The 26013-nt window shown below is 60.6% G+C and carries 17 protein-coding genes and 2 pseudogenes; 12 read left to right on the forward strand and 7 right to left on the reverse strand.

The window, feature by feature from the left end:
- Window positions 1-451: 451 nt before the first annotated feature.
- Entirely contained in the window at window positions 452-6661 is a 6210-nt protein-coding gene (locus CWC48_RS21045; RefSeq protein WP_100490226.1) for a non-ribosomal peptide synthetase, read from the forward strand.
- A 40-nt stretch (window positions 6662-6701) separates the two neighbouring features.
- Here the strand turns inward: CWC48_RS21045 and CWC48_RS21050 are convergent, their stop codons facing one another.
- Window positions 6702-7190: a hypothetical protein gene (locus tag CWC48_RS21050; RefSeq protein ID WP_100490227.1), complete on the reverse strand. Its 489-nt coding sequence runs from the start codon at window positions 7188-7190 to the stop codon at window positions 6702-6704.
- A 553-nt stretch (window positions 7191-7743) separates the two neighbouring features.
- On the opposite strand from CWC48_RS21050, the pseudogene CWC48_RS21060 reads away from it, so the two are divergent.
- Window positions 7744-7962: pseudogene (locus tag CWC48_RS21060) on the forward strand (phosphopantetheine-binding protein); the annotation flags it as partial.
- 40 nt (window positions 7963-8002) lie between these two features.
- Here the strand turns inward: CWC48_RS21060 and CWC48_RS21065 are convergent.
- Window positions 8003-8491 carry a hypothetical protein gene (locus tag CWC48_RS21065; protein ID WP_100490228.1) on the reverse strand — a complete coding sequence of 163 codons (489 nt, stop codon included), beginning with the start codon at window positions 8489-8491 and terminating at the stop codon, window positions 8003-8005.
- A 1021-nt stretch (window positions 8492-9512) separates the two neighbouring features.
- On the opposite strand from CWC48_RS21065, the gene CWC48_RS21075 reads away from it, so the two are divergent.
- From CWC48_RS21075 to CWC48_RS21090, 3 genes are all read left to right on the forward strand, one after another.
- On the forward strand, window positions 9513-9734 hold the full coding sequence (locus CWC48_RS21075) for a hypothetical protein (protein ID WP_256581730.1): 222 nt from the start codon (window positions 9513-9515) through the stop codon (window positions 9732-9734).
- Between the two features lie 167 nt (window positions 9735-9901).
- Window positions 9902-10645, forward strand: coding sequence for an ABC transporter permease (locus CWC48_RS21085; protein WP_100490229.1), 744 nt, complete (start codon window positions 9902-9904; stop codon window positions 10643-10645).
- Entirely contained in the window at window positions 10645-11358 is a 714-nt protein-coding gene (locus tag CWC48_RS21090; RefSeq protein ID WP_100490230.1) for an AAA family ATPase, read from the forward strand. The genes CWC48_RS21085 and CWC48_RS21090 overlap by 1 nt, the downstream gene beginning before the upstream one ends.
- Window positions 11359-11366: 8 nt before the next feature.
- Here CWC48_RS21090 and CWC48_RS21095 read toward each other — a convergent pair.
- The 3 genes and pseudogenes from CWC48_RS21095 to CWC48_RS21105 all read right to left on the reverse strand — a co-directional run bounded on the left by CWC48_RS21095 (window position 11367) and on the right by CWC48_RS21105 (window position 15403).
- A pseudogene (locus CWC48_RS21095) lies at window positions 11367-12896 on the reverse strand (ArnT family glycosyltransferase).
- Complete coding sequence (arnT, locus tag CWC48_RS21100) at window positions 12896-14551, reverse strand: lipid IV(A) 4-amino-4-deoxy-L-arabinosyltransferase (RefSeq protein ID WP_078049344.1); 1656 nt, start codon at window positions 14549-14551, stop codon at window positions 12896-12898. Before arnT ends, CWC48_RS21095 begins: the two are co-directional and overlap by 1 nt.
- 177 nt (window positions 14552-14728) lie before the next feature.
- Complete coding sequence (locus CWC48_RS21105) at window positions 14729-15403, reverse strand: histidine phosphatase family protein (protein WP_100490231.1); 675 nt, start codon at window positions 15401-15403, stop codon at window positions 14729-14731.
- A 274-nt stretch (window positions 15404-15677) separates the two neighbouring features.
- Here CWC48_RS21105 and CWC48_RS21110 point away from each other — a divergent pair, with 274 nt between their 5' ends.
- The 6 genes from CWC48_RS21110 (at window position 15678) to CWC48_RS21135 (ending at window position 22934) form a co-directional block, all read left to right on the forward strand.
- Window positions 15678-16346, forward strand: a complete 669-nt coding sequence (locus CWC48_RS21110) for an ABC transporter ATP-binding protein (protein WP_099492986.1) — start codon at window positions 15678-15680, stop codon at window positions 16344-16346.
- Window position 16347: 1 nt separating this feature from the next.
- On the forward strand, window positions 16348-18810 hold the full coding sequence (locus CWC48_RS21115) for an FtsX-like permease family protein (RefSeq protein ID WP_100490232.1): 2463 nt from the start codon (window positions 16348-16350) through the stop codon (window positions 18808-18810).
- Window positions 18800-19861 (forward strand): lipocalin-like domain-containing protein, encoded by a 1062-nt coding sequence (locus CWC48_RS21120; RefSeq protein ID WP_078049340.1) that lies wholly within the window; start codon window positions 18800-18802, stop codon window positions 19859-19861. The genes CWC48_RS21115 and CWC48_RS21120 overlap by 11 nt, the downstream gene beginning before the upstream one ends.
- A 137-nt stretch (window positions 19862-19998) precedes the next feature.
- Window positions 19999-20994: a hypothetical protein gene (locus CWC48_RS21125; RefSeq protein WP_100490233.1), complete on the forward strand. Its 996-nt coding sequence runs from the start codon at window positions 19999-20001 to the stop codon at window positions 20992-20994.
- A gap of 2 nt (window positions 20995-20996) precedes the next feature.
- Window positions 20997-21377: a hypothetical protein gene (locus CWC48_RS21130; protein WP_100490234.1), complete on the forward strand. Its 381-nt coding sequence runs from the start codon at window positions 20997-20999 to the stop codon at window positions 21375-21377.
- Window positions 21378-21491: 114 nt separating this feature from the next.
- Complete coding sequence (locus CWC48_RS21135) at window positions 21492-22934, forward strand: hypothetical protein (RefSeq protein ID WP_100490235.1); 1443 nt, start codon at window positions 21492-21494, stop codon at window positions 22932-22934.
- 48 nt (window positions 22935-22982) lie between these two features.
- On the opposite strand, the gene CWC48_RS21140 is transcribed toward CWC48_RS21135, so the two are convergent.
- Together CWC48_RS21140 and CWC48_RS21145 are read right to left on the reverse strand one after the other, a co-directional pair.
- Window positions 22983-24083: an SMP-30/gluconolactonase/LRE family protein gene (locus CWC48_RS21140; RefSeq protein ID WP_100490236.1), complete on the reverse strand. Its 1101-nt coding sequence runs from the start codon at window positions 24081-24083 to the stop codon at window positions 22983-22985.
- Window positions 24080-24757, reverse strand: coding sequence for a sterol desaturase family protein (locus CWC48_RS21145; protein WP_100490237.1), 678 nt, complete (start codon window positions 24755-24757; stop codon window positions 24080-24082). Before CWC48_RS21145 ends, CWC48_RS21140 begins: the two co-directional genes overlap by 4 nt.
- A gap of 294 nt (window positions 24758-25051) precedes the next feature.
- Between CWC48_RS21145 and CWC48_RS21155 the strand changes: the two genes are divergently transcribed.
- A complete protein-coding gene (locus CWC48_RS21155; RefSeq protein WP_099492978.1) occupies window positions 25052-25975 on the forward strand; it encodes a substrate-binding domain-containing protein in 924 nt (307 codons plus the stop codon).
- The last annotated feature ends 38 nt before the right edge of the window (window positions 25976-26013 follow it).

Consider the following 26013-nt stretch of genomic DNA (forward strand, 5'->3'; position numbering starts at 1 on the left):
CTCTGGGCTCTCTGCGGGGGGCGATCCGTGCTCACGCACCCGAGGCGGTAGTCGAGCGTTTATTTAGCCAGCGGATTCGTCCTACGTATGTAGCGGAAACGAGGGACACAACGTGCCATAAAAACCACGTCATTAATTCGACGTTTCTGAAAGACATTTCCGACCAATTAAATCCTTGAGAAGTTTCTGTATTTGCTTAACATGATGATAAATAACGGAAAAATATTATCTAAAGGGAAGGCAATGCACCTTGGCATCGGCAAGATATAGCCAATGTCCTACACCGCTTTAATCGTTTCAGCAATGAACCCTCAGCCAAGCCTGATCCTACCCTTTGGATGTCCGGGTTTCGGGTGACAGACAGCCCCCCACCCCCATGCTCCAATCCGGCACATTCGTCGTAATGGGCGCCCCTGCGCGGCCAGTGCCTGACCTCCATGAGAAGGATCTTATGAAGCATTCCTCCAGCTTCCCCCTCACCGCCGCCCAACAGGACATCTGGCTCGACCAACTGCGTGTGGGCGACTCGCCGCTGTACAACATCGGCGGCTATGTGGATTTCGCCGGCGCCATCGATGCCGACCTGATGCAGCGCGCCCTTGAAGGACTGGTGGCCAAGCACGACGCCTTGCGCACGCAACTGCACAGCGATGCCGACGGTTTGCCCCGGCAGACCTTTGCCGCCACGTTGGCCGTGGAGCTGGCGCTGCATGATGTGTCCGCAGCACCCGACCCTCAGGCCGCGAGCCAGGCGCTGATGCAAACGCAAATGGCCTTGCCCTTTGTGATGAGGGGCGCGCCGCTGTTCCGCTTCTTCCTGGTCAAGCTCGGTGCCCATCACTACCGCCTCGGCACCCAGGCCCACCACTTGATTCTCGATGGCTGGGGCTTCGGCCAGATGCTGCAGTCGCTGGCCCGGCTGTACACCGACCTGGGACACGGCCGCCAATCGGAGCCATTGGCGCCGTCCTACATCGACTTCATCGACGCGGATGCTCACTACCACGCCTCGGCCCGCTATGCCCGCGACCGCGCCTATTGGCTGGACAAATACCAGCAGTTGCCGGAGCCACTGCTGACGCCACGGCACGCCGCCAAGGCCTCGAGCAATACCCTGCTGCAAGCGTTCCCGGTCGCGCTGCTCAATCGCATGGAACACGTGGCCAACCGTTACCAGGCGTCGGCGTTTCATGTGCTGCTGGCGGCGATGCATGTGTATTTCACCCGCACCGCCCAGCGCCAGGAATGGGTCGTGGGGCTGCCGATTCTCAACCGTTCCAACGCGCGCTTTCGTTCCACCGTCGGGCTGTTCACCCAGGTCAGCGCGGTGCGCCTGCAGTTCGATGAGCAGTTGCCGTTCAGCGCCTTGGTGCGCGGGGTGCGCGACCAGCTAAAGCAGGATTTCCGCCACCAGCGGTTCCCCCTGAGTGAGATGAACCGGGCGCTGGGCCTGCGCCGCAGCGATCGCGGCCAGCTGTTCGACCTGTCGGTGTCCTACGAGCAGGACGACCATGAACTGCGCTACGGCACGACCGAGGCCCGTGCGATCAAGGTGTCCAACCACCATGAGCCGTTGCCGCTGGCCATCCACCTGCGCAGCAACCGCTATCAGGACACCGCGTACCTGCATTGCGTCTACAACGAAGCCTACTTCCAGCACGACGAAGTGCTTGCGCTGACGCAGCGCTTCACCTGGCTGCTGGAGCAGGGGCTGGAAGACACCACGCTGAAAATCCGCGACTTTTCGTTGGTAACGCCCGCCGAACAAGCCCAGTTGCACCAATGGAATGCCACCGCCCAACCCAACGCGCACCCGCAAACCCTGCACGCGCGCATCGAAGCCCAGGCCGAGCGCACGCCAGACGCGGTGGCGGCGGTGTACCAGGGCCGGCAATTGACTTACGCGCAACTCAACCAGCAAGCCAACGCCCTGGCGCATCAACTGCTGGAGCGTGGTGTACAGCCGGACGACCGCGTGGTGATCCTGGCGCGGCGCGGGCTGGACACGCTGGTGGGCTTGCTGGCGATTCTCAAGTCCGGCGCCTGCTACGTGCCCGTGGACCCGGCCCATCCCGCCGAACGCATCAACTACTTGCTGCAGGACAGCGAGCCGGTGGTGGTGCTGACCCAGCACGACCTGTTGCAGCGCCTGCCGCCGCTGAATGTGCCGGTGATCCAGCTCGACCGTCCGACCTTCCACCTGGGCACCAACCCCCGTGTCGCGGTGAGCCCCTCCAACCTCGCCTACGTGATCTACACCTCCGGCTCCACCGGCTTGCCCAAGGGGGTGATGGTCGAGCATCACAGTGTGTCGAACCTGGTGGACTGGCATTGCCAGGCCTTCGACCTGCGCGCCGGCAGCCACACGGCCAGTGTCGCCGGTTTTGGGTTTGACGCGATGGCCTGGGAAGTCTGGCCGGCGCTGTGCGTGGGCGCCACGCTGCACCTGCCGCCCGCCCATGACGGCGCTGAAGACATCGACGCGCTGCTCGGTTGGTGGCAGGCGCAGCCGTTGGACCTGTGCTTCCTGCCCACGCCGGTGGCCGAATACGCGTTTAGCCAGGGCCTGCAACACCCGACCCTGCGCACGCTGCTGATCGGCGGCGACCGCCTGCGTTCGTTCCCCCAGGCGCAGTCCTTTGCGGTGATCAATAACTATGGCCCCACCGAAGCCACGGTGGTCGCCACCTCTGGCCGCATGCACGTGGGCGAGCCGCTGCATATCGGCGCGCCCATCGCCAATGCCTGTGTGCACGTCCTGGACGCGCAGCAACGGCCGGTGCCCATCGGGGTGGCGGGGGAGTTGTACGTGGGTGGCCAGGGCGTGGCGCGCGGCTATCTGAATCGCCCCGACCTCAGTGCCGAGCGTTTTCTGGACGACCCCTTCAGCGATGGCCGTCTGTACCGCACCGGCGACCTGGTGCGCTGGCTGCCGCAAGGTCACCTTGAATACCTGGGCCGCAATGACGACCAGGTCAAAATCCGTGGCGTGCGCATCGAGCTCGGTGAAATCGAATCCGCCCTGGCCACCCACCCGCAGATCCAGGAAGCCGTGGTGCAGGCACGCGAGGGGCAATTGCTGGCCTGGTTTGTCGCGCGCGAAGCCGTGCAGATCGAGACCCTGCGCAGCCACCTGCAAGCCTCGTTGCCCGACTACATGCTGCCGGCCGCCTACATGCAACTCGACGCCTTGCCCCTGACCGCCAACGGCAAACTCGACCGCAGGGCGCTGCCGGCACCGACCCAGGACGCCTTCGTCACTCGCGTTTTTGAAGCGCCGCACGCCGGGGTGGAAACCTTATTGGCATCGATATGGACCGAGCTGTTGCACGTGCAGCAGGTGGGGCGACACGACCACTTCTTCGAACTCGGCGGGCATTCGCTCCTGGCGGTGCAACTGGTGCAGCGCATGCGCCAGGTCGGGCTGCGCGCCGATGTGCAGGTACTGTTTGGCCAGCCGACCCTGGCGGCCTTGGCGGCGGCGAGTGAATACACTGAGGCCGACGAGACGGACCTGGCCGAACCGGACCCCGCCATCCGTGACCTCATCGCTACCAGCATCCCGGGTGGCGCGGCCAATGTGCAGGACATCTACCCGCTGGCGCCGTTGCAGGAAGGCTTGCTCTACCACCACCTCACCGACGAGCACGATCCCTACCAGCAACAGGCGCAGTTCAGTTTTGCCCGGCGCGAGCAGTTGGACGCGTTTGCCCAGGCCCTGCAACAGGTGATCGATCGCCACGACATCCTGCGCACCAGCCTGGTGTGGGAGGGCTTGGAGCAACCGATGCAGGTGGTGTGGCGCCAGGCGCCGTTGCGCGTCGAACCGCTGCGCGAAGGCCCTGCGCCGCTGGATTTGCGCCGGGCGCCGCTGATGGCCCTGGACTATGCCGAAGAGCCTTCACACCCGCGCTGGGTCGCCCGGTTGCGCTTTCATCACTTGGTCAACGACGCCACGTCGACCACGATCCTGATGCAGGAAATCCGCGCCCACCTGCTCGGCCAACAGGCGCAACTGCCTGCGCCGGTGCCGTATCGCAATGTGGTGGTGCAAGCCCGTTCGCCAGCGCGACAGGCCGGGCATGAGGCGTTTTTCCGTGAGCAGTTGGGGGATGTGGATGAGCCGACCCTGGCGTTCGGCCTGCAGGAGCGCCAGGCGGATCGCGCCCACACCGACGAAGCCGAACGTGTATTGAGCGACAGCCTCAACCAGCGTCTGCGTGCGCAGGCCCGTGGGGTCGGCGTGAGCGCCGCCAGCCTGTTCCACCTGGCATGGGCCCATGTGCTTGGCCGTGTCGCGGGGCGCGATGATGTGGTGTTCGGCACCGTGCTGCTCGGCCGTTTGCAAGCGGGCGAGGGCGCCGACCGGGCCTTGGGCATGTTCATCAACACCCTGCCGCTGCGGGTGCGGCTGGCGGGGCGAACGGTGGCCGATGCGCTCGTTGACACCCACACCCGGCTCAGCGCCTTGCTCGCCCATGAACAAGCGTCCCTTGCGCTGGCCCAACGCTGCAGCAGCGCGTCGCCTTTGTTCAACAGCCTGCTCAACTACCGGCACACCGACGCCGAGCGCGACCTGACCCTGGTACCGGGCATTGCCTTGCTCAGCAGCGAAGACATCCTCAGCTACCCGCTGATGCTGACCGTGGACGACATCGCCAGCGGTTTTCGCCTCAAGGCCAAGGCCCCGCGCCAGGTCGGCGCCGAGCGTCTGCTGGACTACCTCGAAACCGCGTTGGTGAACTTGGCGGACGCGCTGGAACACAGGCCGCAAAGCCCCTTGCGTGACGTGCAGGTACTGCCCGCCAGCGAACTGAACACCCTGCTGGTGGACTATAACGCCACGGCCACGGACTACCCCGAGCACCTCACCGTGCAGGCGTTGTTCGAAGCCCACGCGCGGCAAATCCCGCATGCCGTGGCCGTGCAGGCCGGCGAGCGGCAACTGACTTACCGCGAACTCAACGAACGCGCCAACCAACTGGCCTTCCACCTGCGTGAACGCGGTGTGCAACCGGACACCCGCGTCGCGCTGTGCGTCGAACGCGGGCTGGACCTGGTGGTGGGCCTGCTGGCCATCCTCAAGGCGGGCGGCGCCTATGTGCCGCTCGACCCTGGCTACCCGCGCGAGCGCCTGGCCTACATGCTTCAGGACAGCCAACCGGTCGCGTTGCTGGTGCACGCCGCCACCCGCGACGTGCCGGGTGAGGTGTCGATCCCGGTGATCGACTTCGACCACTGCGCCTGGAGCCAGGCACCCAGCGGCAACCCGCTTGTGCCCGGTTTGAGCGTCGCCAACCTGGCCTACGTTATGTACACCTCGGGCTCCACCGGTACGCCCAAAGGCGTGATGATCGAGCATCGCGGGCTCGGCAACCTGATGCACTGGGGTTCCCGGCTTTGCCCCAATGCCGAAGGCGGCGCGCTGTTGCAGCGGGCGCCGTTCAGCTTCGATGGGTCGGTGTGGGAGCTGTTCTGGCCGCTCACCCATGGCATGCGCTTGGTCCTGGCGCGGCCCGATGGTCATCGCGAGCCTGCCTACCTGGCGCAGGTGATTCGCGAGCAGCAGATCACGGTGATCAAGTTTGTGCCGGCGATGTTGCAGCAATTCCTTGAGCTGGAGGCGTCGGCGCTGTGCACCAGCCTCACCGATGTGTTGTGTGGCGGCGGCGAACTCACCGAAGCCCTGGCCCGTGGCGTGCAAGCGCGCTTGCCCAAGGTGCGCTTGCATAATGTCTATGGCCCCACCGAAGCCACGGTGGACAGCAGCGCCTGGACCCTGGAACCCGGCGCGCCGGTGCCGGCATTGCAGTTGCCGATCGGGCGGGCGATCAACAACACACGCCTGTATGTTCTGGATGAGCACGATGCGCCGGCGCCCATGGGCGTGAGCGGTCAGTTGCACATCGGTGGGGTCGGCGTGGCGCGGGGTTACCTGGGGCTGCAGCAGATGACCGCCGAGCGTTTTATCGACAGCCCGTTCGTGGCCGGAGATCGCCTGTATCGCACTGGCGACCTGGTGCGTTACCTGCCTGACGGCAATCTGGAGTTCCTCGGGCGTAACGACTTCCAGGTCAAACTGCGCGGTGTGCGCCTGGAACTGGGGGAGATCGAGTCACGGCTGCTGGTGCATCCGGCGTTGCGTGAAGTGGCGGTGTTGATTCGCGATGAACGCCTGGTGGCGTACTTCACCGTGCGTGCCGAGGCGCCGAGCCCGGATGCGTTGCGCGCCCATGTGCTAGAGCAATTGCCGGAATACATGGTGCCGGCGGCGTTTGTGCAGCTCGACGAATTACCGCTCAACCCAGCGGGCAAACTCGACCGCAAGGCCTTGCCGGAGCCGGGGTTGGGGGCGGTGGTGAGCCGAGCCTATGCCGCGCCGGTCGGAGCCGTGGAGAGCTTGATGGCCGGGATCTGGGCTGAGGTGCTGAAGTTGGAGCGGGTGGGGCGACACGATCATTTCTTTGAGCTGGGGGGGCATTCGTTGTTGGCGGTGAACCTGGTGGCGCGGATGCGCAAGGCGGGGGTGGAGGTGGATGCGCGGGCGTTGTTCAGTCATCCGACGGTGGCGCAACTGGCTGGGTGTGTGTTGACGCAGGTGCAGCGGGTGGAGGTGCCTCAGGCGGCTATTCCGCAGTTGGGGCGGCGGCGGCGGATTTGAAGTGAGAGGGGCGGCTGCAATTGGCACCGCCCCCCTTTTTTCAAGGGATGATGTGAACATCCTTCAGGTCATAAGTGCCCGACATCCGGAACTCATTTTGCGGCGCCCCATCCTGAACCATTCGGCAATTGGTGAAAGTGCCATAAATATGCTCCTGCCCAGATGTGCGATCAGAGGTGAGGGTGAGTTCTCCTTCCCTTGCTTCATAACCGACGATGAGATTGTTTTTAACAAGAGCGTAAGTCACCGTTACGTCTCCAAAGTATGTAACTTGATGAGTGCCATCGGGGACCGAATCTGAAATGGTCAATACAACGGCTTGATAGTTGGCGTCAGGCTGCTCACCTACTCTCCTGCCAATCCATCTGGTTTCGGAAAACTCGTCGCCGAGATGTTTCTCGAAATCCAAGCGTTTTTCTGGTGGCAGTGGGAATGGAGCACCATCCAGACTTACGGTGAATGTACCCGTTGCTTTGCTGTTGCCGGGCTCGTTGTGATGAATGAGGTCTTTCAAGTGTGCCTGAGACATGATGAGCGCTTCCTTTGCGTGGGTGTGCTCCAATTATTTCAAGTTTCAGACGTGTGTAAACTGTGAATGTTGACAGGTATAAAAAACGAGTATCCATGTGTTTGGGTTATATGGAGCTGTTGGTTTTGATGAGCCCAACTATCTTGCAGGTGATTAAGATGATTGTTCTTCCCTGCGGCGCATGACTGTTTGTTCGACTCGTTTTCGGGCTATTGCCGCTCGCGCCACGCAGTCCAAGGCTACCTATACGCTCACCAAACACACTGCCAACACGCCCGCTGCATAGTCATCCTTTGCATTTCTCAGCGCTTGTCCGACCTGCAACGGGTGACCAACCGCGCCATCGTCCTGTACACGGGCAGACGGAACAGCGACCTCAACAGCCGGAACTTGGCGAGTGCGCAGCGCAAAAGCCGGATCAATCCGGATACTTGATTGCGGGCGTATGGCGCAGCGAGCGATGCCCACTGCGAAGAGCCCCAAGGGCACATCGCATTCATTCGCGAGGCAGAAAAACTCAAGGAGGTACTCTGCACCATACACACCACCTGCGGTGGGGCGACACGATCATTTCTTTGAGCTGGGGGGGCATTCGTTGTTGGCGGTGAACCTGGTGGCGCGGATGCGCAAGGCGGGGGTGGAGGTGGATGCGCGGGCGTTGTTCAGTCATCCGACGGTGGCGCAACTGGCTGGGTGTGTGTTGACGCAGGTGCAGCGGGTGGAGGTGCCTCAGGCGGCTATTCCGCAGTTGGGGCGGCGGCGGCGGATTTGAAGTGAGAGGGGCGGCTGCAATTGGCACCGCCCCCCTTTTTTCAAGGGATGATGCGAACATCCTTCAGGTCATAAGTGCCCGACATCCGGAACTCATTTTGCGGCGCCGCATCCTGAACCATTCGGCAATTGGTGAAAGTGCCATAAATATGCTCCTGCCCAGATGTGCGATCAGAGGTGAGGGTTAGTTCTCCTTCCCTTGCATAATAACTGACGATGAGATTGTTTTTAACAAGAGCGTAAGTCACCGTTACGTCTCCAAAGTATGTAACTTGATGAGTGCCATCGGGGACCGAATCTGAAATGGCCAATACAACGGCTTGATAGTTGGCGTCAGGCTGCTCACCTACTCTCCTGCCAATCCATCTGGTTTCGAAAAGCTCGTCGCCGAGATGTTTCTCGAAATCCAAGCGTTTTTCTGGTGGCAGTGGGAATGGAGCACCATCCAGACTTACGGTGAATGTACCCGTTGCTTTGCTGTTGCCGGGCTCGTTGTGATGAATGAGGTCTTTCAAGTGTGCCTGAGACATGATGAGCGCTTCCTTTGCGTGGGTGTGCTCCAATTATTTCAAGTTTCAGACGTGTGTAAACTGTGAATGTTGACAGGTATAAAAAACGAGTATCCATGTGTTTGGGTTATATGGAGCTGTTGGTTTTGATGAGCCCAACTATCTTGCAGGTGATTAAGATGATTGTTCTTCCCTTCGGCGCATGACTGTTTGTTCGACTCGTTTTCGGGCTATTGCCGCTCGCGCCACGCAGTCCAAGGCTACCTATACGCTCACCAAACACACTGCCAACACGCCCGCTGCATAGTCATCCTTTGCATTTCTCAGCGCTTGTCCGACCTGCAACGGGTGACCAACCGCGCCATCGTCCTGTACGCGGGCAGACGGAATAGCGACCTCAACAGCCGGAACTTGGCGAGTGCGCAGCGCAAAAGCCGGATCAATCCGGATACTTGATTGCGGGCGTATGGCGCAGCGAGCGATGCCCACTGCGAAGAGCCCCAAGGGCACATCGCATTCATTCGCGAGGCAGAAAAACTCAAGGAGGTACTCTGCACCATACACACCACCTGCGGGTGTGCTGAAAGCACTACGCGAGTTTGGCCGTCTCTGTACACACATCCTCGGTGATGTAGTCATTACACGGGTGAGCGACGCCGGTATTAGCGTAGCGCGGACGACAAACATTAAGAACTAACCAGTGCCGTTTGTCGGTTTTTTTTGTTCGCGTCTGTAGGACTAAGTTCTGTTTTGCAAAAGACACCTGCGTGGATATAAGTTTATTCTATTAGTCCGATAATTTGTAAGTTATTAAATTCGCAGGGATTGATTTTTTGAGGCGCGATGAGTGATAGCTTTGATGTTTTTGGCAATTGTTGATCTTCTGAATTGTGTGAGTGAAATTTCCTAAAGTTGGTAGTTATGTTTCCTACATGAAGATTTTATTGTTGTTGCGATATTCTCCTGCTGGACTAGATTTGGTGTTGTTGCTTGACGGTGAGCAACCTAATTTAATGCGCGCATGAAGCTAATGAATATAACCATGCCTAACTATGAAATCCTGAACTTTGAGGCGGAGAGTCTTTTAATTTCCGATGTCGGGATTTCGAAAATTCATTCACAGTCGTTGATAAGAGCCCTTCGGCAACTAAAACTGTCGAAGCTGATGACGAAAGTCGAGCTGGATGAGGTGTTGGCGGAAAATGGATTAAATCAAAATGATGCTTTTGCATTTTTAGAAAGAGCAATTCCCCTGAGATTTTGAGTGTTTCTCACCTTTCTCCTTAGAGTTTCAGATGTAGAGAAATTGATGCGCCCATTACTATCAAGGGATCTGGGCTCTTGCAAAAGGGGATACCCGAGCGGTGTCGCACTGTACCCGGTTGAAAGCTCTAGGCTAGAAGTTATAGTCCCGTTTCCGTGAGGTGAATGATGGGTTTTTATTTCGTGTCAAGGCCGGTCTTGCTAGCAGTATTGTTCATAAAGGAACAACTCAGAGAACCTGTTGCATTATTTTGGACAGTGGTATCTCCAGTGGTTACCTATTATTTGCTTACCTACGCGCGTGCGCCACTGAGTAGTGAGGCCGTGGATTACCTGTCGAAGACTTCATGGTTTTACGCCTTTGTTTCCTCAAATGTTGCACTGTTCGGGCTTGCCTTTTACATAGTTGGTCGAAGGGAAAGTGGTTTTCTTCGGTCTTTTGTTTACACGGATCGTACGAAGGTTGTTTTTTTGATTGGGCAGTTTTCTGCATATTCAGTTGTTTCAATATTGTATTGCTCCGTATTTTATATGCTCACTCGAGTTTTTTCAGGGGAGTTTGATGTCGCGGAGTATCTTGTGATCGTAGGGCGATTTTATGTTTGCTTTCTTCTTTTTTCTATACCCGCGCTGTTGCTGACGCTTGTCCCATTAGGCTTTCAAAATGCGAGCACCCTTTTTTCAATTTTGTCCCTTACGATGTTGGCTCTCGGGATTATCAGTATGGGGCCAGTCAGTCCCGCCTTAGCTATTGTCGGTTTTTTTAACCCGATGTGGTGGGCGAATAAGATTATGTTGGTCGGCGTGGTTGAATGCGGTTTGGTTTTCTGGGTCGTTGCCATTTCACTTGTGTTTTTGTTTTTAGTGATGTGTCGTTATTTATTAATTGATCCTGTTTGGAGTCGTTATTGATGGCAAGGCTTCTCGTAGACTCTCTTGACGTCAGGTATGGAACTCATATCGTGTTTCATAAGGCTTCTCTGACAGTCACCGCCGGCTCCATATCAGGTCTTCTTGGCCCAAACGGCTCCGGCAAAACCACCTTTTTTGATGTGCTGTGCGGCCTGAAGAAAGTGGAGGGTGGTGAAATAAACAGCTCCTTCTCCAAGCTGCTGTACCTGTCACAGATCATCAGCACACCCCCTGTATTTCGCATGTTCGACATCTTCAAAATGACCATGCTGTTTTGCTCCGACACCCGGGTCACCCAACAACATGCACTCGATAAAATCGAAAAATGGAGCCCCGGCATCGCCGATCGGTATTGCGAGATCTGGAACAAAAAATCTGCGCTCTGCAGCTATGGAGAGAAACGCTGGTTTTTTACGTTGTCGTTGCTCTGTGCCAACGCGGACCTGGTGATACTGGATGAGCCCACCGCGGGTGTGGATCCAGAGTTTCGTTATCACATTTGGCGCTGTCTGGAGGGGGCAGCGGCAGAGGGTGTCGCGGTCTTGGTTTCATCACATAACGTCGATGAGATCGTCGCCCATTGCGATGATTTTTATATGCTGAGCCAAAGGCGATTCAACCGTTTCACTGATGCGCAAGGCTTCATGGGCGCCTACGACGCCCAAAGCCTGGATGAGGCATTTATCCATGCCGCCAGCCTGCCAAAAGGATAAGACCGCTTCTATTCAGGCAAGGGAACGAACGCCACGTTGCCGTCCTGCCGTTTTTGAAACAAACGCTCGCCATTGTCCGGCTGGGTGGTGATGACCTGGTGATCCGCGCCCAGGTACGCCAACGGCGTCGGATCATCCTTGGAATACTGCGCGACGATGATCGTGCGCTGCGGGTCGAAGGCCTTGACGCTGGTTTTCTGCAGCCAGGCCATGAACGCCGCGCTGTCGCCCTGGCGCGGGAAGTCCTGGGTCTCGGCCACGTAGTAGAAAGGCTTGCCACTGTTTTGCAGGTACATCGGCACCTTGTTGTCCACTTCCACCAGCACCATTTGCCACTCATCCCAAGGCGCGCTTTTGACCGCTTCGGTACGCACATCCTCGGCCAGGCGGGTGACGCCGCCATTGCCGTTGCTCCATGGATAGGCCACGCCAATGACCAGCAGCATCAACACCGCGGCGCAGGCGAACCCTTTGTACCAGCGCGGGCGGCTGGCGGGCCTGGCTTGCAGGCGTTCGCTGAGCCACCAGGCGCCGAGCAACTGGGCGAAGGGCACCAGTGGCAACACGTAGTAGCTGCGCCGGCTGCCACTGGCGGTGAAGAACATAAACAACAGGCCCAGGCCCCACACCAGCCATCGCACGTTGGGCGGGGCCTGGCGCCAGTGCCGCAGCGCCAGCCGCAGGCCGAGCAGCCAGCACGGCAGCCACGGCAGCCACGGCAGGGTGTAGGCGGGCAGGTAGATCAGGTAGGTGTGGATCGGCCCCATGTGGTCGAAGGGGTCGAAGAATCGCACCACGTTTTCGCGGAATACCAGGGCCAGGCCGCTTTGCCCCTAGGTCGGCGCACCGTAGACATGCGACAGCACGAACGGCACGGCATACACCGCGGCGGCGATCAGCAGGGCGAGCACCAGGCGCAGGTTGAGATGCTGCTTGTAGCGCTGCTCGCCGAGCAGGTGCGGCAGCAGGACCAGGCCTGGCAGCACAAAGCCGATCAAGCCCTTGAACAGCGAGTTCACGGCGAGCAACAGGAAAAACACGGTATAGCGACCCAGCCGGGTGTCCTTTGGTCCACGCCAGTACCACCAGACCGCGGCCAGCACGCCACACACCGTCAGCACATCCGCCGTGGCCACCCGCGCCCAGAACAGAAAGTAGAAGGTGGTGGCGAGCATCCAGCCGGCGATCAGCCCGGTGCCTTTGCGCATCAGTTGCTCACCGAGCAGGTAGACCAGCCACACGCTCAGCCAGGCGCCTATCACCGAGGGCAAGCGCAGTGACCACGGCCCGAGGCCACCCATCAGGTGGGCCGTGGCGGTGATCAGCCAATAGGAAGGCAGGGGCTTGTCGTAATAGGGCGCGCCCTTGAGGTAGGGGTCGAAGTAATTTCCGCTCTGCAGCATCTGCAAGGCGATGTTCGCCCAGCGGGTCTCCGGGCCCCACAGGTCGCGTGCGCCGAGGCCGGTGAGCAGCAGCAGCGCGGTGACGCCCAGCAATAGCAGCAGGGCGCCGCGTTCGCTCTTCCACAACGTCGTCATCAGGGCAGGCTCGGGTAGATGATCAGTTCGAGATAACCCTTGTAATAACGTTTGCCACCCGGCGGCAATTGCCCCGCCTCGCGCATTTCACTGGTGCTGTTGACCCGCATCAGCACGCCCACCGAGCCACGCTGGCGGGCGGCCTTGAGCCAGGCCTGGACCGCTTCCAATTCCACTTTGCGATGTGCCGAACCCGCGTATTGCAAGCCATAGCGCAGCTCGCCCTCGGTGTCATACAGCGCCACGTCCGGGCGATTCAGGCGCCAGGCCAGGGCGCTGGCACTCTCCAATTCATTGCTCAGCAGCGCTTGAGTCTGCTGCAGTTCTTCCAAGTGTTCGAGCACAAACTGGTCGGGCATTTCGTTGTCCGCGATCCAGGCGGGCATGCTCGCCGGCAGCAATATCACCAGCAGGCCGATGCCCAGGGCGGGCATGGCCCACAGCGTCAACGGCCGGAACGCTTGCAGCAGGTTGGCGAGGATCCACACCAGCAACACGATAAAGGCCAGGGACAGGCTGAACATCTCGGCGTGGCTGTTGCTGTACAACGGCCGGGCGATTTGCAGGTAGATCAGGCCGATCATGGCGGCCATGCCGATCACGAAGTTGAGCAGGCCATTGAGGCAGATCGTGCGGGCTTTGTGCCGGTTGATCAGGTCCGTCAGGGTGTGCCCCATCAATAGCGCGAGGGGCAGCAGGCACGGCATGATGTAGGTCGGCAACTTGCCGTTGCTCAGGCTGAAGAAGCCCAGCGGCAGCAGCAGCCACAGGGCCAGGAAGGCGATGGCCGGCTGGCGCTTTTGCTGCCAGGTTGTGCGTAGGGTGCTGGGCAACAGCCCTGCCCAGGGCAGGCATGACACAGCAATGATTGGCAGGAAGAACCACCACGGCCGCACATGTTGCGCGTTGTCGGCGCTGAAGCGGCGAATGTGTTCATTCCAGAAAAAGAAGCGCCAGAAGTCTGGTTCTTGGAGGTGGATCGCCAGTGCCCACGGCAGGCACACCAAAACCGCTACCAGTATCGCCAACGGGCCGTAGCGCAGCAGTTCGCCCAGGCGGCGTTGCCAGAGCATGTAGGGCAGGGCAATCAGCACCGGCAGCACCCAGGCCAGGAAACCCTTGGTCAAGAAACCCAACGCACAGGCCAACCCCACCACGGCCCAGGCCCACAAGCGGCCGCGTTGGGTGGTGCTGTCGAGGGCAAACCACAGGGCCACCAGGCTCAGGTTGACCCACAGGGTGAAAAGCGGGTCCAGGTTGGAATAGCCAGCTTGGCCAGCCACCAGGCCGAAGCTCAGGTAGAGCAGGGCGCAGGCGAAGCTTTTGCGCGGGTCATTCCACAGGCGACGGGCAATCAGGTAGGCGAGCAGCACGCTCAGGCCGGTGGTCAGCGCCGAGGCGATGCGCACACCGAACAGGTTCTGGCCAAACACCGCCTGGCCGAGGGCGATCAACCAGTAGCCGCCGGCAGGCTTTTCAAAATAGCGGATCCCCATGAAGTGCGGCGCGATCCAGTTGCCGCTCTGGAGCATTTCCTGGCTGATCTGCGCGTAGCGGGTCTCGTCGGGTATCCACAGGCCGTGCAGGCCCAGGGGCAGCAGGTAGAACGCGACAAAGGCCAGCAGTAAGACCGGCAGCGGTTTTAATCGAGTCATGCAAACGTCGCTCCCTGACGTTTAGTGGAAGAAGTTTGAACTAATAAAGTCGTGGAAGAAAAAGTCACAACGGTCACTGAGTTGCAGGAAATATTCATGACGTCCTTAGTTAAAAGGCGCAACTAAACATGCCAGAGCAGGCCTGTCTTTTTGCTGAACAAACAGACAGGAAAGTGATTAGAGTTGTTTTAACGCGGCGGGCCAATCCGGGTTGTTGACGATGCCCAGGGTCTTGAATTTACCGTGGGGCAATACCTGCACGAACAGCGCGCTGCCGTACTGGGGGAAGGCGGCGTGGGGGAAGCCCAGGCTGTTTTCGAAGTCGGCTATGCAGCCGCTGTGGGTGACGAACACCAGGTTGCGTCCGGGGGTTTTGTGGCTGAGCAATTCCTCACCCATGGCCGCGCCGCAGACGGCTTGCTGGCCGGAGGTCAACTCGTTTTTGCCGAACATGAAGCGCAGGGTCTGGGCGGTGCGGATGGCGGGGCTGGCCAGTACGTCGCTGCCCTCCATGCCCAATGTTTTAAAGGCTTTGCCGAGGATCTCGGCCTGCTGGCTGCCGTGGATCGTCAGGCCTTCCACCGGGCCCAGGCATGGGTTGGTCGAGCGGTCGCAACGCTCTTCGTGGCGCACCAGCACGATCAAATCGCCGTCGCGCCAGAGGGGCAGCACGTGGGAGGTCAGCAGGCGGTTGCCGATGCCCAGGTCCTTGGGTGAAGCGTGCCAGAGCAGGCTGGTGGCGAGCAGCAACGCCACCACCAGCATTCCCAGCCACAGCCGTTGCAGGCGCTTGATAAAGGCCCATCGCGAGCGCGGTTTGGTCAGGGTAAGGTCAACCACTTCATTCACCATGGGCAGTGTTGGCAATCTTGTATTAATTAGGCGCAACGGGTTGGCGAATGCCGCAGTGATGCTGGAGGCTGTCACACGGCGGCTGTCTTTTCGCTGAACATGTTGCGGTTAAAAAGTTGTCAGGCGAGGCAACTAACAAGTTGCCGACGAATGACCCATGGCGGGTAATTTAAAGAGGCGTGGGTGGGCAGCCGGTGAAATCCATGTGAAAAATTTGCGTGGCGTGGAGCGCCAGCCGTTATTCTCGATTGCCGCCCATCAAACGAGTGTTGTCATGTTGCAGGTGCAAGGTGTGTTCAAAAGCTATGCCACCCCCCAGGGGCCATTGGCGGTGTTGGCCGGTGTGGACCTGCACCTGGCCGAGCGCAGCAGCCTGGCGCTGATGGGCGAGTCGGGCAGCGGCAAGAGCACCTTGCTGCACCTGGTGGCCGGACTCGACCGGCTGGACGGCGGCAGCATCCAAGTGGGCGAGCAGCGCCTCGACCACCTCAGCGAAGCGCAACTGGCCCATTGGCGGCGCACCGAAATCGGCCTGGTGTTCCAGCAGTTCAACCTCATTGGCAGTCTGCGGGTCGAGGACAACCTGGCGTTCCAGGCACGCCTGGCCGGGCGGTTTGACCCGCAGTGGCAGGCGCAACTGGTTGAACGCCTGGGGCTGGGGGATTTGCTCAAGCGTTACCCGGAACAGCTCTCCGGCGGCCAGCAGCAACGGGTGGCGGTGGGGCGCGCATTGGCGTCACGGCCAGGCCTTTTGTTGGCTGATGAACCCACCGGCAACCTTGACGAAGCCACCAGCGACGAGGTGCTGCAACTGCTGCTGGACTTGCTGCGTGACAGCCCCACCAGCCTGCTGATGGTCACTCACAGCCCGCGCATCGCCGCCCGCCTGGACCAGCAGGTGGTGCTGCATCGCGGTCGTGTCGTGCCTGCGGGCGCGGCCTGACATGGCGGTGTTTCATTGGACCCTGCGCGCGTTGCTGAGCCACTGGCGGCGGCATCCCGTGCAATTTTTCAGCGTGCTCACCGGCCTGTGGCTGGCCACTGCGCTGCTGGTCGGCGTGCAAGCCCTCAACAGCCAGGCGCGTGACAGCTATGCCCGCGCCAGCCAACTGATCGGCGGCGAACCCCAAGCCAGCCTCGGTACGCCGGACGGGGCCAGTGTCGACCAAGCCGTCTTTGCCCAATTGCGGCGTGCCGGGTGGCCGGTGTCGCCGGTGGTGCAGGGCCGCGTACAGCTCACGGGGCAGGCAGACGTGCGCCTGCAACTGATGGGCATCGACCCGGTATCGTTGCCCGGCAGCGGTGCGGTGGCGGGGCAGCGTTTGAGCCAGGCGCAGATGCTGGCGTTTTTCGAGCCGCCGGGGCGTACCTGGATCGCGCCGCAAACCCTGCAGGCTTTGGGCCTGCACGAAGGTCAGCAACCGACCGCCCTGAGTGGTCACACACTGCCGCCGCTGCAAGCCCAAGCAGATATGGCCCCCGGCCTGTTGCTCACCGATATCGGTTTTGCCCAGCCGCTGCTGGAGATGTCGGGGCGCCTGTCGCACCTGCTGGTGGACAAGGCGTTCGCCGCCGCCCAGCCCATACCGCCCACCGGGCTGCAACTCAAGCAGGGCGAGGACAATAACCTCGCGCGCCTCACCGAGAGCTTTCATCTGAACCTTGATGCGCTGGGTTTCCTGTCCTTTGTGGTCGGGCTGTTTATCGTGCACGCCGCCATCGGCCTGGCCCTGGAGCAACGGCGTGGACTGCTGCGTACCCTGCGGGCGTGTGGCGTCAGTGTGCGGATGTTGATCGCCAGCCTCAGCGTGGAACTGGGCGTGCTCTCATTGCTGGGCGGCGTGTTGGGTGTGGCCAGCGGTTACCTGTTGGCCAGCCTGTTGCTGCCGGATGTGGCCGCCAGCCTGCGCGGGTTATATGGCGCCGAGGTGCCGGGGCAGTTGAGCCTCAGCCCCTGGTGGTGGGGCGCGGGGTTGGGCTTGAGCCTGCTCGGCGCTTTGCTGGCCGGCGCCAGCAGCCTGTGGCGGGCGGCGCGCTTGCCCTTGCTGGCGCTGGCCAACGCCCAGGCGTGGCATGAAGCCCACGGACGCTGGTTGCGTCGCCAGGGTTGGGTGGCCAGTGCGGCGCTGCTGACCGCGCTGCTGGCACTGTGGTTGGGCAACAGCCTGGCTGCCGGCTTTGTGCTGATGGCGGCGTTGCTGCTCGGCGCCGCCCTGGGGTTGCCGGTGGTGCTCAATGGCCTGCTCAAGGCGGTGTTGGGGCGCAGCCATTCGGTGCTCGGCCAATGGTTCCTGGCAGATTGCCGCCAGCAATTGCCAGCCTTGAGCCTGGCCCTGATGGCGCTGTTGTTGGCCCTGGCGGCGAACATCGGTGCGGGGTCGATGACCTCGGGGTTTCGTCACACCTTCAACAACTGGCTGGAGCAACGCCTCACCGCCGAGTTGTATCTCAACCCACAAACCCCGGCCCAGGCGCAGCAACTCGGCACCTGGCTGGCGCGGCAACCGTTGGTGCAAACCGTGCTGCCCACCTGGCAGGTCGCCGTGCAGGTGCAAGGCTGGCCGGCGGACCTGTTTGGCGTGGTCGACGACCCGACCTATCGTCAGCACTGGCCGCTGCTGGAGGCGTCCCCTGAACCGTGGGACCAGTTGCAGCAAGGCGACACCCTGATGCTCAGCGAACAACTGGCGCGTCGGCTCGACGTGAGGCTGGGCGATAGCGTGAGCATTCCAACGCCCCAAGGTGTGTGGGCGCCGAAAGTGGTGGGGGTCTACGCCGACTACGGCAACCCCAAGGGCCATGTGCTGGTCAATGCCCAACACCTGCTGGCGCACTGGCCGACGCTGTCACCGGCGCGTTTCAACCTGCGGGTCGCGCCGGCGGATGTGGCCCCGCTGGTGCGCGAGGTGCAACGCGCCTTTGCCCTGGACGACAGCCGTATCGTCGATCAGCAACAACTCAAGGGCTGGTCGAGCCAGGTGTTCGAACGCACCTTCGCCGCCACCGCCGCCTTGAACAGCCTGACCCTGGGCGTAGCCGGTGTGGCGCTGTTTATCAGCCTGTTGACCCAGAGCCAAAGCCGGTTCGGCCAACTCGCGCCACTGTGGGCATTGGGTGTCACGCGTCGACAGTTGATGCTGCTCAACCTCGGCCAGACCTGGCTGCTGGCGGTGCTCACACTGATCCTGGCGTTACCCCTCGGCCTGCTGCTGGCCTGGTGCCTGGATGCGGTGATCAATGTGCAGGCGTTTGGCTGGCGCCTGCCGCTGCAGGTGTTCCCATGGCAACTCGCGCAATTGCTCGGGCTGGCGATGCTGGCGACCTTGCTGGCGTCGGCCTGGCCGTTGTGGCAGTTGTACCGCAGCCGTCCTGCGGATTTGTTGAGGACGTTTGCCAATGAAGATTAAGTACCTGCTGTGGACGTGCTTGTTATTGGCCGCATGCGACAAAGTCCCCGCGCCACAGGAGAGCTTCGCCGGCCTGGGCAGTGACGCGGCAGACTTTGCCCAAGTGGTGCCTGGCAAGGTGTTCAGCTTCCCCGAGGACCATGGCCCCCACGCCGGCTTTCGGATCGAGTGGTGGTACGTCACCGCCAATCTCAAGGATGAACACGGCAACGTATTCGGCGTGCAATGGACGCTGTTTCGCAATGCCCTCAAGGCCGGGCCCACGCAGGCGGGCTGGCACGACTCGACGATCTGGCTGGGCCACGCCGCCGTGACGTCCGCCACCCACCACTACGCCGCCGAACGTTATGCGCGCGGTGGCGTCGGCCAGGCCGGGGCCCAGGCGGTGCCGTTCAACGCCTGGATCGACGACTGGAATTTCGCCACCCGCCCCGGCGCCAACAGCAGCCTGGCGGACATGCAACTCAAGGCCAGCGGCGCCCAGTTCGCCTACGACCTGCACCTGACCTCCAGCCGTCCACTGGTGCTGCAAGGCGACAATGGCTACAGCCGCAAATCCGACCAGGGCCAGGCGTCGTACTACTACAGCCAGCCGTTTTTCAGTGCCAGTGGCAGCGTCAGCATCGATGGCAAGGTGTATCAAGTCACCGGCCCGGCCTGGCTCGACCGCGAGTGGAGCAGCCAACCGCTGACCGCCAGCCAGACTGGCTGGGACTGGTTTTCCCTGCACCTGGACCGGGGCGAACAGTTGATGCTGTTCCGGGTGCGGCAAACCGACGGCGCGTCCTACCTGACCGGCACCTGGATTGATCGCGAGGGCCAGACCCAGACCCTGCACAACGCGGATATCCAACTGACGCCGCTGGAAACGACGGCCATTGAAGGGCGCAAGATCCCCACTCGCTGGTCGCTGAAAGTCCCCGGCAAGCAGCTGGATATCACCACACAAGCGGTCAACCCGAATGCCTGGATGAACCTGGGAGTCCCGTACTGGGAAGGTCCGGTGCAGTTCGAGGGTGGGGTGGGTTACCTGGAAATGACCGGGTATTAGGGTTGTTTCTGTAGGTCGTATTTCTTCGCTGCGTAGGCAGCTTCCCAAATGTAAATTGCCCCCCCTGGACGTGTGTCCGGGGCGTAGGCGCTTGCTTATATTTCGACGCCATCTTCATCGCATCAGGGATGTGAAGCATGGCGCAGAGCTTTATCAACGAGCGCGCGACGGACTACCAGAGCTTGAAAAACCGGCTGATGGGCGGCGCCCTGAGCCGCCAGCGTTCCGCTCATTTTGATGTGCTGAACCGGCACCTGCGCCCCGGCTTGGTAGCGCCGGGGCAACTGGTGATTATTCCCGATAACCAGAGCTTGAATTGTTCGGTCGAGGAGGCCTGGTTGATGCGGCATGCCGAGCAGGTAAGTCGTCACTTGGAGAGGCGTGCAGCGGCCGGTACGGCGGTGATCGACAACTATGACTTGCTGCAGAGTTTCATGGCGAAGGGCTCGATTGGCATCGGCAGTGCGACGTCGGCCTGGGCGCGGCATCTGGATGAAGTAGCGCAAACATTGGAAGACATCGAGCGCTTGCATCAGCGGTTGAAGGACGGTGCTTTGGACAGGGCAGCGTTTATCCAGCAGCGCCAGGCGTTGTTCCGGCGGCTGGAAGTGCAACTGCAAGGCGCGGCGCGGTTGGGGACGGGGTTGCAGGGTAATGAGTCGTTGAAAAAGGTGTTGGGCCTGTCGACCAAGAGCTATCTGCATAAAGGTGAGATTGCGGGGTATGCGAAGCGGATGCGGGAGATTGCGCAGATGTCGAAGTGGTTGGGCAAAGGGACTTATGTGGGGTTGGCGCTGGATGTGGGGGTGGCGGGGTTGGAGATCAAGGAGGCGTGTGTGGAGGGGAGGGAGGCGCAGTGTAGAAGGGCGAAGTATGTGGAGACGGGGAGGTTGGTGGGGGGAGTGTCGGGGGCCGCGGTAGGAGGAAAGTATGGTGCCAAACTTGCGATTCGTGGTTGTCGCATGTTTTTGGGGATTGCGATGAAGGGGCGCGGTGAGCTTGCATGCGCAATTATTGGCGGCGCTGCGGGTGGTCAGACCGTAGGTAATGCTCTTAGTCATGAAAGTGCTTTATTGGGTGGAAAGATCCAAGACGCCAATGGGGATGTGATCTTTGTGCCGGAGGGAGCTTAACCGTGTCGTTTTTTTTTGCTTTCACCCTTGTGCATTTTGCAGGAGTGTTTGTCGTTTTGGGGCTGGGGTTTTTTGTCGAATACACAAAGCTCGACGAGGTGGAGAGTTACTTCGGCCAAAACGAAATGGTCTGCGGCAACAAGCGATTTTGGAGCCGAAACCGTTGGATCGACAGGCAATATCGCATGATGCTGATTGCTGAAATGCTTTCAGATTCAAAGCGCCATCTGAAAGCTGGGGTGGTGACTGAGGCGGAACTGGCTTCCATTCCCATATCGCTTAAGCGCTGGGTAGTTTGGCCCTATTACCTTGGGTTCATGTGGTTGATTGCAACAGCGGTCTGGAGCTTCTGGCGCTGGTGGTGTGACATCCCCATTCCATAGAAATTGAAATTTTTTCAAAAAAATACTGTACATCCATCCAGTTATATCCTAGATTCCATCCCAGGTGACCGGATGTCACCTGAGCTTCACTTTTTAACTATGGATGGATAAAAAATGAAATCGAAAAAAGCCTTTATGCTGGGCGCGGCCATGGCGGCCTCCTGCTTCGTTTCGGCCTTTGCCCTGGCCGAGCAAACCCCTCAGAAACTCAGCGCCGAAGCGGTCAAACAGGCTGTGGACAAAGCGCTCAAATCCGGCGGCAAGCTGGATGCGGCTAAGGTGCCGGCCAGCCTCAAGCAAAAACTCCAGGCGGCCAAGACCGGTCAGTCCAAGGCCGTTACCCAGGCGGTCAAATCCGCGCCGTTCAACAGCGTGGTCGGCGAGTTGAAAAAGCCGAGCCAAGTCGAGCCGAAAAGCGCCGCCGTCGCTGACTTTGTACCGCTGTTCCCCACCTTGGATATCAACACCCTCTACACCATCAACGGTGTGGCCCAGGGTGAAGAGTTCGCGTACCACTTCAACCTCCCACAGAATGCGCGGGTCCAGGTGCAACTGGTCAACCAGAGTGCGGGCACCGACATGTCGTTGACCCTGTTCCAGGACGACGGCCAGGGCAATTTGAGCGTGGTGGGCTCCGCTGATGCGGCGGGCAATACCGATGATTATCTCAACGGTGTTCTGCCGGCCGGTGATTACTATTGGTACATGGTCGCCAAGGTCGCCAACAATTCGCAGTTCAGTTTTGGCGTGGCGGTGGACACCAACATCGATGCCTACGAGCCTAATGACACGCCACAAACGGCCTTTGTGCTGCCGGACTCGATGAACAAGGTCACCGGCAACCTCGACAACGCCAACGACGTCGACTACTTCGACTTCAAGGCCGTCCGTGGTCAGAGCGTGAGCATGTACCTGGCCGGTGACGCGAGTGGCAGCCGTAACCAGTGGATTTTCGACCGTTTTGATGGCGTCAACTGGGTTACGGTTCCTGCTGGCTCGACCTCGACCTACCCGAGTGTCACCCCGGGCACCACCGTGAAGGTGCGTGTGCGGGCCAATCCGGCTGTGGTTCAGGACCCGACCAAGCACTACCAACTGAGCCTCGGCTCCACGCCGCGGCTGAACACGTCGGATGTGAAGGGTGACAACGTCGTGCGGGTACCCGCGTCGATATTCTGGATGGCGACCCAGGCCGCACGTACAGTGAACTGGACCACCAACTGGTCCGACTCCACGGGTGCACCGCTGCTGGGCGTTACGCCGGTGCTGCGCATCGATAAACACTTCGAAGGTGCCGATTTCAATTGGACCGACTTCAAGGCCACCACCAACAGTGCGGGTAACTCCCTGGCCAGTGCGGCTATCGGTGACTGCTTTGGCGAGTACCGTGTGCAGTATCCAGACAGCAGCACCGGTGTGACGTACACCTGGGACACCACCTTCAACTTCGGCGGCTGGCGTATCGAGTTGGATGAGTTCCCTGGTGTGGGTGTGGGAGGCGAGAATGTGCCTTACGTAACGTTCGGGCATATCTGCACCCAGAACATCGTTCACTGATACAACGGCGTCAGTGAAGAGGGGCAGCCTGACGAGGCTGCCCCTTTTCTATTCTCCCGCCAATGCCAGCGCCAACGGCAATCGCGCCATGCTCGTGCTCTTCAATGAACCCAGGTACAACCAGTCGCCATACTCGCGCGCGGTGGTGATGGGTGAGTAGTTGCCGGCACTGCCATCCTGCAGGTTGGCGATGACCTTGCCCTCGGTATCCAGCCCCAGCACAAAGGCTTTGCGCTCGATGGGCTTGGGCACCACCATCAGCGCGCGCACCATCACCTTGCGTAGCAGAGGGTAGCCGGCAAAGCTGTCCAGCAGCGGATTGCGCGGCGAGTAGAGCGCCACCCAGAAGCGGTCCTGCCCGTTGAAGCTGAGGTTGTCCGGCAGGCCCGGCAGGTTATCGATAAACAGATCATGGGTGCCGGTGTGCTCACCTTTGAGCCAGTAACGGCTGATGCGATAGGCACCGGTCTCATTCACCAGCACGTAGTGTTCATCCGGGCCCAAGGCGACGCCGTTGGCGAATTGCAGTTGGTCCAGCAAAACCTCGGTGGTGCCGTTGCTGAAGTCATAGCGCAACAGCCGACCGTCGCCGCCGTGCTCAATCACCGCCTCACCGTCCTGGCCGTAACCCCAGCGGCTCGAGGCGTCGCTGAAATAGGCATAACGCCCGCTGGCGTCCACGGTCACGTCATCGGTGAAACCCAGGGCGACGCCATTGGCGCTGGTGCTCAGGGTGGTCAGTTGGCGATCGGTCTCCAGTGCCAGCAAACCCTTGACCCCATCGGCAATGATCAAGCGCCCGTCCGGGTGCAGCGCCATGCCCAACGGCCGCCCACCGGTGTTGGCCAGCACTTCCAGGCTGCGGCTGTCGGGCGAGGTGCGGATGATGCGTCCGTCATGCAGGCCACTGATCAGGTAGCCCTGGGCATCCAACAGCAGGGCCTCGGGCCCGGCGATGTCCTGGGCGCCGATTTTCTGCACGCCTTTGAGGCGCTGGTTCTCGGCATAGGGGCCGTCCTTCATCGAGGGGGCCTTGGGCGGCGTCCAGTTCACCGGCTGGACTTTGGTGGGCATCAACAGCAAAAAGGCGATCACCGCCAGAAACAGCAAGAACAACAGATGACGCAGTTTTTTTGGACGGGTACTCATGACGATTCCTGGTTGTCGTGGGTGCGCGGCTCCCAGTGCAGGGTGCCGAACAGGTAATCCATTAGCGGGAGGACGATATTGAAATTGCGTCCCTGCATCAGCTCCCGGCGGTGATGCAGGGCGTGCAGTTGGTGCATCTGGCGCAACCACGGCAGGCGCGCCACCGGATGGTCGGCGGGCAGGTGCTCGCAGGCGTGAAACACTTCGTAAAGCAAATAACCGAGGATCATGCAGCCGGCGAACAGCCCGGCAACGTTGGGGCTCCAGTGCTTGAGCAGCCACCAGGCGGGCAGGGTGATTGCCAGGCTGTGCAGCACGATCAGCCAGGCTGGGAACAGGATCACCCGCCAATCCCGGGGGCTGTCGTAGGTCATGTGGCCAGGGGTGAAGAAGCTGTGATGGTCGCCGGTGTGGCGCGCATAAAACAGCCGGGCCAACCCGTGTTTATGGTGGCCGAGGTGGCGGTGGACCAGGTAGATGCAGAGGTTGAAGAACACCAGGGTCAGCGGCACGGTCAGCCATTGCACAGCGCTGATCTGATGTGTGGATGACCAGGCCAGGGCGATGCACACGATGCCGTAGCCGAACACGAAACTGGCGTGCAGCCAAGGGTTGTAGTGGGGCGCGACAGTGGCGCGGTAACGGGCGCGGAAGGTCTCGGTGGGGTGGTCCATGGCCGGTTGCTCGGTGTTTTTTTATGGGAGTCTGAGCTTAGTTGGTGGTGGGGAATGTGCGAGTTTTTGCAGGCAGCGCACTACGCCTGTGGGAGCGGGGTTGCTCGCGAAGAGGGCGTGTCAGGCAAGGCATCAGGTGGCTGACCCTCCGCATTCGCGAACAAGCCCGCTCCCACATTTTGATCGCGACCGACCAGCGGCCCCTTGCGCCCCTCTTATTTCCTTGCTAGTTTCTCGCAAAATGTTAACGATAACATTTGCTCTAACAATAAAAACAAAACAGAGAACCACGCCATGAAAATGCTTCCGAAAACCCTGTGTTTATTGGCTGTAAGCATCACCCTCGGCACTGTCTCCCCAGCATTCGCCGACGCTGCCAAGCCGATCCGCATCGGCGCGTCCTTCCAGGAAATCAACAACCCTTATTTCGTCACCATGAAAAACGCCCTCGAAGAAGCCGGGGCGACCATCGGCGCGAAATTGATCATCACCGACGCCCGCCACGACGTGTCCAAGCAGGTCAGTGACGTCGAAGACATGCTGCAAAAAGGCATCGATATCCTGCTGATCAACCCCACTGATTCGGTCGGCGTGCAATCGGCAGTCAAATCTGCCCACGCCGCCGGTGTCGTGGTCGTCGCGGTGGACGCCCAGGCCGACGGCCCGCTGGACTCCTTCGTCGGCTCGAAGAACTTTGACGCTGGCTTCCAGGCCTGTGAATACCTGGCCAAGCACATCGGCGACAAAGGCAATATCGCGATCCTCGACGGCATCGCCGTGGTGCCGATCCTGGAGCGTGTGCGCGGTTGCAAAGAGGCCGTGGCCAAGCACCCGGACATTAAGATTGTCAGCATCCAGAACGGCAAGCAGGAACGTGACCAGGCGCTGACCGTCACCGAGAACATGCTGCAGGCCCAGCCCACCCTCAAGGGCATTTTCAGCGTGAATGACAACGGCTCGCTCGGCGCGCTCTCGGCCATCGAGGCCAGCGGCCTGGACGTGAAGCTGGTCAGTGTCGACGGCGCGCCCGAAGCCATCAAGGCGATCCAGAAGCCCGGCAGCAAATTCATCGCCACCTCGGCCCAGTACCCGCGCGACCAGATTCGCCTTGCCCTGGGCATCGCCCTGGCCAAGAAGTGGGGCTCGCAGGTGCCGGCCACCATCCCGGTGGACATCACCCTGATCGACCAGGCCAAGGCCAAGGATTTCAGCTGGTAAATCACCCAGGCCCCACGCAATCCGTGGGGCCCAGGTCA

The organism is Pseudomonas sp. S10E 269, from assembly GCF_002798465.1.
Classification (GTDB): domain Bacteria; phylum Pseudomonadota; class Gammaproteobacteria; order Pseudomonadales; family Pseudomonadaceae; genus Aquipseudomonas; species Aquipseudomonas pergaminensis.

Coding starts and splice junctions, on each gene's coding strand:
- CWC48_RS21140 (WP_100490236.1), bottom strand. CDS start 24,083: ATGAGTACCCGTCCAAAAAAACTGCGTCATCTGTTGTTCTTGCTGTTT.
- CWC48_RS21085 (WP_100490229.1), top strand. CDS start 9,902: ATGGGTTTTTATTTCGTGTCAAGGCCGGTCTTGCTAGCAGTATTGTTC.
- CWC48_RS21105 (WP_100490231.1), bottom strand. CDS start 15,403: ATGGTGAATGAAGTGGTTGACCTTACCCTGACCAAACCGCGCTCGCGA.
- CWC48_RS21110 (WP_099492986.1), top strand. CDS start 15,678: ATGTTGCAGGTGCAAGGTGTGTTCAAAAGCTATGCCACCCCCCAGGGG.
- CWC48_RS21075 (WP_256581730.1), top strand. CDS start 9,513: ATGCCTAACTATGAAATCCTGAACTTTGAGGCGGAGAGTCTTTTAATT.
- CWC48_RS21155 (WP_099492978.1), top strand. CDS start 25,052: ATGAAAATGCTTCCGAAAACCCTGTGTTTATTGGCTGTAAGCATCACC.
- CWC48_RS21065 (WP_100490228.1), bottom strand. CDS start 8,491: ATGTCTCAGGCACACTTGAAAGACCTCATTCATCACAACGAGCCCGGC.
- CWC48_RS21115 (WP_100490232.1), top strand. CDS start 16,348: ATGGCGGTGTTTCATTGGACCCTGCGCGCGTTGCTGAGCCACTGGCGG.
- arnT (WP_078049344.1), bottom strand. CDS start 14,551: ATGACTCGATTAAAACCGCTGCCGGTCTTACTGCTGGCCTTTGTCGCG.
- CWC48_RS21145 (WP_100490237.1), bottom strand. CDS start 24,757: ATGGACCACCCCACCGAGACCTTCCGCGCCCGTTACCGCGCCACTGTC.
- CWC48_RS21050 (WP_100490227.1), bottom strand. CDS start 7,190: ATGTCTCAGGCACACTTGAAAGACCTCATTCATCACAACGAGCCCGGC.
- CWC48_RS21045 (WP_100490226.1), top strand. CDS start 452: ATGAAGCATTCCTCCAGCTTCCCCCTCACCGCCGCCCAACAGGACATC.
- CWC48_RS21120 (WP_078049340.1), top strand. CDS start 18,800: ATGAAGATTAAGTACCTGCTGTGGACGTGCTTGTTATTGGCCGCATGC.
- CWC48_RS21125 (WP_100490233.1), top strand. CDS start 19,999: ATGGCGCAGAGCTTTATCAACGAGCGCGCGACGGACTACCAGAGCTTG.
- CWC48_RS21135 (WP_100490235.1), top strand. CDS start 21,492: ATGAAATCGAAAAAAGCCTTTATGCTGGGCGCGGCCATGGCGGCCTCC.
- CWC48_RS21090 (WP_100490230.1), top strand. CDS start 10,645: ATGGCAAGGCTTCTCGTAGACTCTCTTGACGTCAGGTATGGAACTCAT.